We start from the raw sequence: 13,049 nt of genomic DNA, 5'->3' as shown, positions 1-13,049 counted from the left end.
CTATTAAGCGGGCTGACTATGCAGCTGCTTCTTGTTAATTAATTGTTCCAATGCAGTACACTAAGTATTTTTTTATTCTCCTGACCGCCTTACTACTACACAATTGCAACAGCACCGATAGTGGCAGGCTGCAGTCGGAGCTTCAGCGCATCTACTCTGGCATTTCCGATGGCAACCTCGAAAAGGTCAATGAAAAGCTGGTCGCTGAGAATGCCCTCACGGACTATCCTCTGGCGAACAATGGCTCCGCACGGGCTATTTACGGACAGGTACGGGTGATTGAAAGTACGCCAATTGGCAGTAAAGCGGAGCTGGTGGTGTATCAGGTAGAAGTGCACGAAAAGAACCGCCGGATCATCAACCGCATTAACTCTGAAGGATATAAAGCGATGGAAAAAGCCGGTCAAATCCGCTCCGTTGACAAGGAATCCGGTGTGGTGGTCTATGTGGAACGCAAGGTTGCCATCCGTATGAAAGGCAAAGAACCGCAGTACATCATTGATCCCAGGCCTGAGGTCATTAGCCGCCACTTCGATACCAGGGAGCAGGAAGTGAAACAGCTACTCGCCCAGTACAGCTAAGACGGTCTTAAGATCAGCTCTCGTCATCAAGGGCTTCGATTTCGGGCTGCGCGAAGGTATCGGGCACTATGTGTTCCCGTGCAAAATTACACCACGGGCAGTCGGTTTCGCCACACCCGGTAAAGAAGTCATGGCTCTGAATGGCCGCATAGACTTCCTGGACTAACTTGCGCACGGTTGCAGTGTCCCGGGGCTGATAACTGATGCTTGCTTCCGGCATAGCGCCTGTTTTGTCGGGTTCCAGATAGGAAATGGTGCCGGAGATTACCGTGCGGGTATTGCCGGGATAGTTTTCGTAGAGCAATTTATAAAAGACCAACTGCCGCCAGTAGCTCCCGCCATTGGGGTTTTTCTCAGTCGGACGGCGGAGCTTGCTCTTTTGCTGGCTGCCCGTTTTGAAGTCCACCACCCGTGCCTGATCTGCGTTGAGCTGAATAAGCTGATCAATGCTGCCCGTGACCGGCACACCATCAACTTCCACATTTCGGGGCCGGTATTCCATCTGGATATTTTTGGACCAACTGCTGCGGTGTGCCTCAAAGTACTGCTGCAGGTTGTACCGTCCGGCTTCCAGCCTGCGCTCAAATTCCCGGCGGGCAAAAAAGCCACGGCGGCGTTCCATTTCCTGCTCAAAGCCCTCGATTAGGACCTCTGCCGGTGGGAATTCCTGTTCCCGGTGGGTACGCATGCGTTCGAAATAGCGTTCCAGCGCATAGTGCATGGCGGTGCCATAGTGGGCCGCTTCGCGCATCAGGACCGGAGCGCGGAGGACATTCTCATAGTAGAATCCCAAGGGACACCGGAGATAGCGGTTGAGGGCAGAAACACTGAGCTGGAAACCTTCCAGTAAAGCTTCGATGGTATCCCGGTCAGGGGCAGGTACTGCGGGTGCCCGCTGCTCCATCAACCGCAGGACCTCGGCTTCCAGCAGCATATCTTTAGGCAGTTCGCGTTCGGTTACAGCTACGGCTCCCTGCTCCAGCAACTCATCCACGAAGCGGGCCCGTGGTGTCGCTTTTCCATCCATACCCTGGGTGGCATAAGACAAATGCAGGCGTTCCTGCGCCCGGGTGATGGCCACGTAAAAGAGCCGGCGGCGGGCTTCGAGCGGGTCCTCTTCTCCGGAGTAAGTGAGTGTATCTGGCAGTTTGAACCGGAAATTACCGCCCCTTGAGCTGGGCTCCCAGGGCTTTTGGGTCACATCCAGCAAAAAGACCTGCCGGAATTCCAGCCCCTTGGCACTGTGGGCGGTCAGCAATTGTACCCCATCCTGCGCGTAGATAGATTCACTGGCTTCCACGGGCAGGCGGTTGGCATCCATACTGCGCAACAGGTCCAACAGCCCTCCCACTGTCAAACGCGGATTGCGGGCTGCTTCTCTGCGCACGAAGTCCAGGAAAGACCGGAGTACCTGAAGGAGCCAGGCTTTATTCTGCTGACCTATAGCATAAGCCAGCAGCCCGCTTCGGTTAAGGAGCTGTTCCACAAAAGCCGGCGCACTCAGGTTGGTGTATTGCCGGATCATATGGTGATGAAAATCGGTAAACCGCTGCAGTGCGGGCTGATCTTTCAACCCCAGCCCGGCCCAGTCTTCAGAATGGGCAAGGAAATCGCGCCAGGCCTTGCGTTTGCTCCCGTTCTGCCGGGCCTGCCACTGACTTATAGCAGAAAGATCGTCAGGGTGCAGCCCGATAAAAACAAAATGCATGATCTGGAACAACAGGTGTTCACCGCTTGTGGGGCGTTGAAACTCGGCCGCGAAGTACTCCAGCATCAGTCTCAGGTTACGGATGAGCGGGAGGTGGAGCACATTCACACGCCGCCGCGTTTGATAGGGAACACCCTGCTTTTCCAGTAGTTCCATCAGGCTTTCCACCTGCCGGTGCTTGGCATAGATGACCGCCACTTCATTGAGGGGCACACCTGCTCCCTGTAGCCGCTGTAATTCACCAGCAAGCCATACTTCTTCCTGCAGGGGGTTGGGGAATACACTAACCTCCGGCACAGCAGGCAAATCCTTTACGCCCGGATGGCTCGCCTTTAGCACCTTTTCGACACCCAGCTCCTGAAGCCGGTTGACGATCCGGATATCATTTTGCCCGATCACATGCCGGGCCGCATCGAGTATAGGCTGCGTGGAGCGATAGTTATCCTCCAATACGACCAGCCTTATCCCCTTGCGGTATGTCTCGTAGAGGTCTGTCAGGTTTTTCAGGCGGGCGCCCTGAAATTCGTAGATCGACTGATCGTCATCGCCCACAATAAACAGGTTGGGCATCTCCCAGTAGGCTACGAGCTTGCGGATGATCTCATTTTGCGCCCCGTTGGTATCCTGGTATTCATCTACCAGAATGTAGAGAAAACGCTCCTGATACGACCGCAGCAGATTGGGGAAACGCTCAAAGGCATCGAGCACCCAGAGGATCATATCGTCGTAATCGTAGCGATTGGCGCGCTGCATGGCTTTTTGGTAGTCCGGATATAGCCGGGCAGCAGCCCGCAAGCGTTCCATACGCTCCACTTCTTCCTCGATCTGACTGGTTTTGAGGTCCCCTTTTTGGTATTGCCCATTCCGGCTGACTTTATAGATGTATTCCTCCCGGTTGGGCAGGTCTTCCAGGTAAGCATCGATAGCCTCTTCCATCAGGGGTACCGTCCAACGCTCGGCTTTCATTTGCTGGAAGAGGTTTTGCAACTGTGTCTCGTAAGCGTAGGCATCACTGCGGCCCCTGCGCAGGGGGTGTTCCGGCGGCAGGGTATCCAGCACTTTGCGGAGCAGCTCCACCCGCTCCAGGTCGCTCAGGGGTTCCAGCTCCTGCCGCCCAAAGCGTTCCAGGTTGTCCTGTATGATGCTATTGCAAAAGGAGTGAAAGGTGTAGATAGGGATCCGGTGCGCTTCCGGGCCAATAAACCGCAGCAGGCGTTCGCGCATCGCATTCACCCCTGCATCAGTAAAGGTCAGGCAAAGAATGTTGTGCGCCTGTGCGTCCGTCTCCATAAGAATACGGCCAATACGGGAAGATAGAATATGGGTTTTGCCTGTCCCCGGCCCCGCAATGACCATCACCGGCCCTTCGATCTGATCCACCGCCTGCCGCTGCTGGGGATTCAGCTGTTCCAGGACTTCCTGAAATGCTTCGTTGTATGCTTGCCGCTGCTTTTGGGTACCTGACATTTATCTTTCCTGTGGTTTGGAGAAAGGTAAGGCTTTTTGTGCATTCTCTGCTTGCAAAATGGATCAGCCTTGCAAGCTGCCCAAAACACATGTGGCTGCTCTACACTCAGGCAGGGCAGCCACACTATGCTGAAAGTTATCCTTTCAATTGTCTATTGCACAATCACCTTACGGGTAGTTACGCCGTCTTTGGTGCGCAAACGGACCAGGTAAACCCCGGCGCTGTACCCTGAGAAATCAAGGGTATGATTCTCCAGGCTATCGAATTGCTCCGAACGCAACTGACGGCCATCGGCGGAGAGCACTTCCAGGTCGACTCTTGTCGTAAGAGGCTCGTCCAGCGCGAGCACCACTTTGCCCTTGGTCGGGTTGGGTGACAGCGTCAGAGCGACTTGCAATGCAGGTTCGCGCGTGGCGACCGGATTCTCGATGTTGACGATCGTCGTTGTTTCATCGCAGAGGGCTTCCTCACCTTCCCCGGCGCAGGCTACGTTGGTAATGCTGTAGAGTTCGCCAAGTACCCGGACATCATCTACGTACCAGCCGTTGCCTCCGGTTTGATCGTCAGAAGCAAAACGGAAGCGTACCATGATGTTGCTCCATGAGATAGACTCCAGGTCGATGGTCGTTTGTATCCAACCGTCGCTATCGCCGGTAAAGGCGAGTTGCCCTGCCAAATCATGGCCTGCAGATGGGTTGAGTGTGCCGTTGTAGTTATTTTCCAAAATATAGCCGCTGGCGTTGAGCCAGAAAATCCCATTTGGAGAAATCTCGACGATACCGCCGTCCCAGCCATTTTCGGTATCAAAACGGTGCCAGAAGGAAATACCCCGACGTTGCCCGTTGTTGGGCATAGGCACTTCAATGGTCATTCTTTGTTCTGATGCCGTGGCCAGGTTGCGGGCAAAGAAGGAGGTGTTGCCTGAATAGGCATCCACGTTGGTCACCTGCCAGTTATTGGTACCCACCGGTGCTTCCAGTGTCCAGTTGTCCAGCCCTTCTTCCGCACCATCTTCAAAGACTGCGTAGGTTCCTTTGTCGTCATCCAGTGCCACCTGATAGCTACAATTGATGGTCGCACCGCTTTCCACTGCACCGAGGTCGAAGGTTAGCACGCCATCCTCCACAGTAGCCGGACAGCTGGAGCTGCCTTCCACAAAAGTGGTGCCTTCCGGCAAAAGGTCGGTAACGATACCGTCCTCCACAGCTACGGTACGGCCATTGATAATTTCGAGATTGTAAGTAATGACATCACCGGCATCGGCTTCTGTTACTCCGGTTTTGTTCACCCGGAAAGTGAAGTTGCAGGCATCCGGAATATCAAAGGCTTCCACCCCACCAGCTATTGCACTCGCGCCCAGCCCACGGCGGGCGAAGGTCTCCCAGATTAGGCATTGATTAGCCCCGTCGTAGTTGAGCATGTCTGCCTCCAGAATAGCATCGCGGGCATCCAGGAAGGTAGGGCCACAGGGCTGCAGTTTCAGACCATCAGTGACCAGCTGCATCGCTATATTGTTGCCACCGGTGCCGGTGTAAAGGTTGTCATCAAAGCCGTATTCATCAACCAGATTCCAGTACATATCCCAAATCATAGCACACCATACCGAACCTACGCCGTGCGGAACAGACTCCCCATTGATGTCTGAGTAGGTATGAGGGTTGACGTTCATATTACGAGTATAGGGATAGGTTCTGATACCGCCGCCGTTAGTGGGTTCATTGACGACGTAGGTGCCAATGCCCCGTACCTGGTCTGCCGTGTTTTCGGAAGTCGTTGTCATCGCCAGAGCATACCAGTCGCTCCAGCCTTCGCCGGCCTGTTCGAAATTGCCCAGACAGCCGCTGTTGCCCGCGCCACCGGTAAGGCGGATGGAAATACCGTGGGTATACTCGTGCACAATCACGCCGTTATCCAGGTCGCTGCTCAGGCCGGAAGGGCCAGGGTTGGGGACCTGGAGTTCAGGAGCAGAAAGGGTGATCGTAGCGCCAGGCAGCAGTGTTTTCAGAATTGCACAGTCGCCCTGAGTAATCATTACAGAGGGTATTGTGACCTGATCGCCTACAGCACCCGCACCCATGATGATAGGGTCGCCGGCTACGTTATTGCAGATGATTGCACCAATTGCGCCCGCATTCTCCGCGCTGAGCACTTTGAATCCGAACTCACAGTTGCCACGGTCAATAATGGCAATTTTGCCTTCCAGTGCCGCCGCATTCACCAGGTCTTCGCAGGCATCAGTGACAGGCGCTGCCTCATCTTCCACCAGGACCAGCTCGCCGCTTAGCGGTGCACTGGCTTCCGGAAGGGCTCCTCCGAAACCCGCCTGCACAAAAGTGTAATCTGTAGCGTTGCCGGCGGTGTCTGTCACTGTCAGCCGGGCATCGGTATCGAGGTTGGGCAGTGCTCCGCCCCAAAGGTACATTTGCATGCGTGGGCGGTTGCCATCGGTAGGCGTTGCAAAGTTGGCGTTGTTGGTTCCGCTGCCGTCCAGGGCTTCTGCACGCACATAGTCCCCGCCTTCACCAAATCCGGTGTAATTCGTTGTTTGGAAATTGCCGGCTGCCTCGTCAAATCCATAGTAGTACCAGACATCGTGCATGATGTTGTTCCAGTAAAACAGGTTGGTAACCAGTGGGTCGATCTGAGTGAAGGGCCGGTTGGTGGACAAGTCGAGCGGGAAATCAAAATTGAGGGAATCCCCTCCATCCGGCTCATCACCAACGGAGGCGTTCAGGTCAAAAATGTCGTGGTAAGCGTGTACGTTATTCCCCCTGGTAATGGTGTATTCCGGACCGGGCATACCGTCCTCATCATGCCAGCCAAAAGGTGATGCCATAGAATCAGCAGGACTGGTTTTCAGAATGCGGTCGCCATGGTTAGGGCTTTCTACCGTGAGCGGAAAGACGCGGTAGCGGCTGCCATCTTCAGGTGAGGAAGGCGGCAGAGGCGGTTGCAAACTGAACGTTTCAGCATGCTGGTGCTCCTGATGCAATGCCTGGTGCTCTTCTGAGGCAACATGTGGCCCAAACTGACAGTGCAGGACCTGATCGAAGGCATCGAGGACTTCACCGGTAATGGCATCGATGCGGGCATCCCACCAATGCTGTCCGCTTAGTTCGTAAAAAGTGACATTCCAGGCCAGGCGGACGGCGCCCCGCACAGGCTGATACGCCAAATGCACTTCAATAGGCTCCAACGCCAGACCGGCAGGATTGAAGATGGCATGATGCTCGCCGGGTTGCCGGTCGATGCTCAGTGGTGCGCTGCTATTCACGTTGGCATGTGCCATCAGTTTTCTTACCGCAGTCTCCATACTGATCTGCGGCTGGGTGGTATTCACCTGGCTGGACAAATCGGAAATGAAGCGGTTGCCCATACTGAACACCTCGCCATTTTCCGTAATATTCATATTCAGAATAGCATTACGGACCGGAATGCCGGCATGCTGCTGCTGCAGGTAAACGTGGGTCACTTTGTTGTGGCGGGTCACCACGGTATTCGTGATCTCGTAGTCTGCAATATCTGCTTGAGTCAGTTTCAGGTCTGCCCGCGACTCCATAAGGTAGCGCGCAGCAATTTGGTCAGGCTCTGCCACCTGGGCAGTCAGTGTGGTGCCCAATAAGCAAGCCCACATGAGTATAGGCCAATATGTGTTTTTCATACAATCACAAGGTTAAAATGTAAAAGGTTGGAAATGCCGAAAAGATACATCAGGTATTGTAGTAGCAGGACAATAGAAACGAAAATTTGTTGAAAGCGGGCTGACACTTTAGGCTTATTTTACAATTCCCTTTCTTTACTCGAACTACCAATATACCGTATCTTTGCGGCTATGCCTAATCTCACTCAAAAGCCCCTGCGGGCGCTCGCTATCCTCTGGCTGTTGGCTGTACTTATGGCATGGCCCGTTGGCGACTTCCCACTTGATGACGACTGGTCTTACGCTGAAGCGGTAAAGCACTGGGTAGATACCGGCGAATACTGGGTCAGCGACTGGCCGGCTATGACGTTATTCACGCAGGTGATATGGGGCGGGTTGTTTGCCAAAGTATTTGGTTTCTCTTTTTACACCCTGCGCTTGTCCACGCTGGTCCTCGCCACATTGGGCATTCTGGCTTTTCAGAAAATCATGGCCCGGCTGGAGTTGCCCGGTTGGTGGCAGTTAGTAGCGCTGCTCACACTGATTTTCAACCCTGTCTTTTTTGAACTGTCGCTCACCTTTATGACGGATGTGCCTTTCCTGAGCCTGATGGCGATGAGCCTTTATGCCTATCTGAGGGCGTTTGAAAAAGACCAATGGCGATGGTGGGCTGCCGCCACGCTGTTCAGCAGCCTTGCCATCCTGTTGCGCCAACCCGCTTTGCTTCTCCCCCTTGCGATGGGCATTGCAGGATTCCTGGGCAGGCCCGGCTGGCGGCGACTTGGACTGGCATTCCTGAGCATCGCCATTGTGTACCTGTTCCTGCAGGGCTATATCCTCTGGCAGCAGAGTACGCCTTCCGGTCTTCCCGGTGCTTTCAGTCAGCCCGGTAGTATACGGCACCTGCTTACCCCGGAGCATGTGGCAGGCAGCATGCAGAATTATGGCGGCTTGTACCTGATGTATGCAGGCTTTATGCTGCTCCCGGTATTGTTGCTCAGCCCCTGCCGCCCCCGTCCAAAAAGCGCATGGGCCCTCACGGGGCTGCTGAGTGCTGCCGGTTTAGCCCTCATTGCTCTATCCTGGGACGAGGGGCTGCTTGGCAACACGCTCCACCACCGTGGATTAGGGACGATCCCTTTGCAGGGCGTCCATCATGACGAGCATTGGCCATCCCTTCCTTCCTGGCTGGGTTTGCCGGCAAAGTTACTGGGAGTGACCGGCCTGCTCCTTCTCATCAGCCATGGAAGTATTCGGACAATCCAATTGATGCAGCAGTTCCTCCCGTCTCGAAATAACGGATGGCTGGGATTAAATCCCGCACAGACCCTGCGCCTTGGGCTTTGTGGCTTCCTGCTGCCTTATGTTTTGTTCCTGCTGGTTAATTATGTACACTTTGACCGGTATCTGCTGCCTGTACTCTTGAGCGGACTGCTGATTATACGCCCCGTGGGGCACGCTCGCCCACAAAAGAGACTGGCGGCAGCTGCCGTTTTGTTGCTGCTTTGGTATTGTTTCTCCATCGCTGGTACTCATGATTATTTTGCGTGGAACCGGGCCAGGTGGGCCGCGCTGAATGAAGCGCTGGAAAGCGGCATCCCCCCTGAAAAGATTGATGGAGGATTTGAATTTAATGGCTGGTACCGGACGGGGCCTCTGCGGTCCAAACTGCCCTATGCTCAAAGCTGGTGGTTTGTCGGAGAGGATACCTACGTAGTCAGCTTTGGGCCTTACCACAATTACACCCCGGTTGCGGTTTATCCGTTTCAGCGCATTCTACCGCCCGGAAAGGATACCATCTTCCTTTTGCAAAGGCCGGAATGGATAGCCCGTGACACAATGGTTTACGAAATGGAGCCAGACGGATGGCCGGAAGAGCCCGGCTTTGTCCAGCTAAGAAGTGCTGAAAAAACAAGCCTTTACCCGGATAGTTACAACGGGACATTTGCCTATCGTATGGCACCGGGGCAGGAGTATGGGCTTACGCACCGGGTGTTTCCTGTAGCACCCTTTGACGAGTTCGAATACCGCTTACAGGCCAGGCAGGATAGAGGCACGACCAGGCTCATTTTTTCAGCCCCCGATGCCGGTCAGTTCCACTTCACTCATCAAATCCACCCTTCTTCAGCAACCGGGAAAGGCTGGCAGCGCCATGAAGGAAGCTTTCGCATCCCCCCTTCTTTCCCTTCTGACACCCTTGCCTTCTATTTCTGGAAACGCCCACAGGATACTATCTTTATCGACGACTTTCAGGTCATTTGGAAAAAAAGCTCACCCCGCTAAAAGTCAACCTCATGCGAATTACCCTTATGCTGCTTTTTTTTAGCCTTTTGCTTAGCAGTTGCAACAAAGCCCTTTATCCTGACCGTAGCCACTTCCTTCGGGATGGGGAACTAGCTCCTACTATAGACCTTAGTACTTACAAAAGTGTGCAGGAAAGGCCCGGCCAAAATCCAGACCTTTGCATAGCGGTGGCCATCTCCGGCGGAGGATCAAGAGCCGCAAACTTCGGAGTTGGCATTATGCTTGGGCTGGAAGACTTTGAAGGCATGCGGTATCAGAACCTGCTCAAGGAAGTCGACTACCTGTCTACCGTTTCCGGAGGAGGCTTTGCCGGCGGGTCTTATGTGGCCGCCCTCTACGACCACAACCGGCTGCGCCCCGATGCCCCTTTTGTTTTTGAAGATTATGTGAAGTGGCGTGTACGGGAAGCCCTGGCCTATTCCTACGTGGGCACTCTAGTCCGCGCCAATTTCAACCCCCGCCTTTGGTTTACACATGTAGACGACGGTGATGCTCTCGAGCGCGCCATTGACGATCAGGTGCTGGGCTATAAAAGCCGCCGGAAAGACCTGGGCTCTGATGCGCCAAGTATTCGGCTGGGAGATATGTTTATTCCTAAAGATTCAGATCTACCGGTACGCCTGCCGATGCACATCACCAATAGTTCTACCGTCAATACCATGCAAATTTTTCCCTTCACGCCTGATGTGCTGGAAGAATACGGCGTGGTAGGTTACACACACCGGATGCAAAAGGAGGTCAATGAGTTCCCGGCTTCCTACATCGTGCCCTTATCGGTCGGCATTAAGTCGAGTGGCAGTTTTCCCGTTTTGATTTCCAATACCACTCTGGTCAGCAGCTACAGCTCAGAGCGCCCTTTTTTGCACCTGTTTGATGGAGCGATGACCGACAACACCGGTTACTACTCCGCCTTGCAGGTGCTGAAACAGGAGACTACCCGGCATAAAATATTGATCGTAATCGATGCCGATGCAGTTGGCAACCGGTATACCTTCTCCGAAAAAGAAGGTGCCTTGTTCTCTCTTGGTGTAGCTGCCCGCCTGCCCTCCAGTGGGCTTGATGCCCGCCGTGCCACGCTTGTACGGGATATTATGGATGCCTGTATGCCCGCTAAAATTGAGCCGGTTTTCTTTGGTTTCAATGTGCTTCTTGAAGGCAATGAAGCAGAGCCACCCACTGTTATCAAAATCCAGGACGAGCAGGAGCGGATGATCCGGGTCTTGAAGTCAGGCGCGGAAGTATCCGACCGCGATAAGCAAATCCTGTATGAATTACTCACCTACATCGGCACAAAGTATACGATCGAGCCCGCTGAGCAGGAGCTGCTGCTGCTGGGCGGGCAGTTGATTGTCCGCCTCAGACAGAAGCAACTGGAGGCGGCGCTTCGGTAAACTTCCGGTCAAACTGTGCCAACCGGGACAGAAAAAGAGCAGAAAGCTTTGAATTAGTTCGTACAACAATTATTTTTACAGAAACTAATTTCACAGCCGTGCCAGAGACACAAACACAGCCAAATTCGATCACTGAACGCCCCGACATGCCCGGCTTTACGCTGGAGCGCACTGCCAAGCGGATGAAGCAGTTTTTTCAGCAAACGCTGGCTGCTGCCGGTACTGAAATCACCATTGACCAATGGGTGGTGCTGCAGACGCTCAACCAGCAAAATGGCCTGAGCCAGCTGGAGATTGCCCGGGCGACCTTCAAGGACCCGCCCACCATCACACGGATTATCGACTTACTGTGTCAGAAAGGGCTTACCGAGCGCATCACGGACCCGGATGACCGGCGGCGGTTCCGCATTCAGCTTACCGATGGTGGCTATCAAAAAATCGACGAGGTGCTGCCTATCATCCACCGTGCCCGGGGCAAAGCCTGGGCAAAGCTCGAAAACGGGCAGATCGATCAGTTGATGGGCATGCTCAATACCGTATTCAACAACCTCAGCTCTGAGGATACCAAATAGAACCAATTGTAGCTCAGCAAAGCGGGTGCGGCAGTTTGCCCGCCCGGCTTTGCCCACTTTTGCCAAAACCAAAAAAACTGAATTTTATGCATTACCACAGCTTAGGACAAGTACCGCCCAAGCGGCATACGCAGTTCCGGAAGCCTAACGGGGAGCTCTACCATGAGGAGCTTTTCTCCACCGAAGGCTTTAGTGACCTGCACTCTCTGCTCTACCATGTGAATGCGCCCACTCAAATCGTTCAGGTGGGCGAGCCTTACTCCGTAGCGCCTAAAGTAGTGGCGGACAAGCAGCTCAAGCACCGTAGCCTGAAGGGGTTCGAGGTGGCGCCGGAAGAGGACTACCTCAAGAGCCGTAAGCCGGTACTCGTCAATAACGATTGCAAGATCATCCTGGCTGCGCCCCGCCAAAGCATGACGGATTACTTTTTCAAAAATGCGGATGCGGACGAGTGTATTTTCATCCACAAAGGTACAGGCCGGCTGAAGACCATGTACGGCGTGGTGGAATTTGAGTATGGCGACTATGTGGTAGTTCCAAGGGGCACCGTTTACCAACTCGAATTTGATCAGGAGGACAACCGCCTCTTTATCGTGGAGTCCTACAGCCCCATCATTACGCCCAAGCGTTACCGCAATGACTATGGCCAACTGATGGAGCATGCCCCCTTCTGCGAGCGGGACATCCGCAAACCAGAGTTGCTGGAAACCCACGATGAGCAGGGCGAGTTCCTGTTTTACATCAAAAAGCAGGATCAGGTTTATCCGTACACTTATCTCAATCACCCATTCGACCTGGTTGGCTGGGATGGCTATGTGTACCCTTATGCCTTCAGTATTCACAACTTTGAGCCTATCACAGGGCGGGTACATCAGCCGCCGCCCGTGCATCAGACTTTTGCGGCGCGCAATTTTGTCATTTGTTCTTTTGTGCCCCGGTTGTATGACTATCATCCGCTGGCCATCCCTGCTCCTTACAATCACAGCAATATTGACAGCGATGAGGTGCTCTACTACGTAGATGGGGACTTCATGAGCCGTAAGCATGTGGAGAAAGGCATGATCACCCTCCACCCCGGTGGCATTCCGCACGGGCCACACCCGGGCACTGTTGAGAAGAGTATCGGCAAACAGGGCACCCATGAGTTGGCAGTGATGGTGGACACTTTTAAGCCGTTGCAGCTGACTGAGCATGCAGTGGGTATTGAGGACCGGGATTATTATAAGAGTTGGCTGCCGGAAGAGGCTTAACTCCAGAACACGAAGCCCAACTCCTAAACTACCTGAGGGCCACCGAAATAGAGGTAGGGTTACTTCTCAACTTCGGAGAAGAGCCCAAACACCGGCGTCTGATCATGACAAACGACAAAAAAATATTTTAACAAA

At 53.9% G+C, this 13,049-nt stretch carries 8 protein-coding genes; 6 read left to right on the top strand and 2 right to left on the bottom strand.

Annotated features, from left to right (window positions below):
* The first annotated feature begins 50 nt into the window (after positions 1-50).
* Positions 51-581, top strand: a complete 531-nt coding sequence (locus ACO08I_RS22230) for a hypothetical protein (protein WP_044216161.1) — start codon at positions 51-53, stop codon at positions 579-581.
* A 13-nt stretch (positions 582-594) separates the two neighbouring features.
* Here ACO08I_RS22230 and ACO08I_RS22225 read toward each other — a convergent pair whose 3' ends face one another.
* The gene (locus tag ACO08I_RS22225) at positions 595-3,756 is read right to left on the bottom strand and encodes an ATP-dependent helicase (protein ID WP_421947148.1); all 3,162 of its coding nucleotides are present in this window, start codon (positions 3,754-3,756) and stop codon (positions 595-597) included.
* A 152-nt stretch (positions 3,757-3,908) separates the two neighbouring features.
* Positions 3,909-7,418, bottom strand: coding sequence for a T9SS-dependent M36 family metallopeptidase (locus tag ACO08I_RS22220; protein WP_421947147.1), 3,510 nt, complete (start codon positions 7,416-7,418; stop codon positions 3,909-3,911).
* Positions 7,419-7,589: 171 nt separating this feature from the next.
* Between ACO08I_RS22220 and ACO08I_RS22215 the strand changes: the two genes are divergently transcribed.
* The 5 genes from ACO08I_RS22215 (at position 7,590) to ACO08I_RS22195 (ending at position 13,045) form a co-directional block, all read left to right on the top strand.
* The gene (locus tag ACO08I_RS22215) at positions 7,590-9,680 is read left to right on the top strand and encodes an ArnT family glycosyltransferase (RefSeq protein ID WP_421947146.1); all 2,091 of its coding nucleotides are present in this window, start codon (positions 7,590-7,592) and stop codon (positions 9,678-9,680) included.
* 11 nt (positions 9,681-9,691) lie between these two features.
* The gene (locus ACO08I_RS22210; protein ID WP_421947145.1) at positions 9,692-11,092 is read left to right on the top strand and encodes a hypothetical protein; all 1,401 of its coding nucleotides are present in this window, start codon (positions 9,692-9,694) and stop codon (positions 11,090-11,092) included.
* 98 nt (positions 11,093-11,190) lie between these two features.
* On the top strand, positions 11,191-11,664 hold the full coding sequence (locus ACO08I_RS22205; protein ID WP_421947144.1) for a MarR family winged helix-turn-helix transcriptional regulator: 474 nt from the start codon (positions 11,191-11,193) through the stop codon (positions 11,662-11,664).
* An 86-nt stretch (positions 11,665-11,750) separates the two neighbouring features.
* Positions 11,751-12,914 (top strand): homogentisate 1,2-dioxygenase, encoded by a 1,164-nt coding sequence (locus tag ACO08I_RS22200; RefSeq protein WP_421947143.1) that lies wholly within the window; start codon positions 11,751-11,753, stop codon positions 12,912-12,914.
* Entirely contained in the window at positions 12,893-13,045 is a 153-nt protein-coding gene (locus tag ACO08I_RS22195) for a GxxExxY protein (RefSeq protein ID WP_421947142.1), read from the top strand. The genes ACO08I_RS22200 and ACO08I_RS22195 overlap by 22 nt, the downstream gene beginning before the upstream one ends.
* Positions 13,046-13,049 lie beyond the last annotated feature (4 nt).

The sequence above is a fragment of the Phaeodactylibacter xiamenensis genome (assembly GCF_965229835.1).
Classification (GTDB): domain Bacteria; phylum Bacteroidota; class Bacteroidia; order Chitinophagales; family Saprospiraceae; genus Phaeodactylibacter; species Phaeodactylibacter xiamenensis.
Note: the sequence above shows the minus strand (reverse complement) of the source record. Positions and strands in the feature narration are given on the sequence as shown.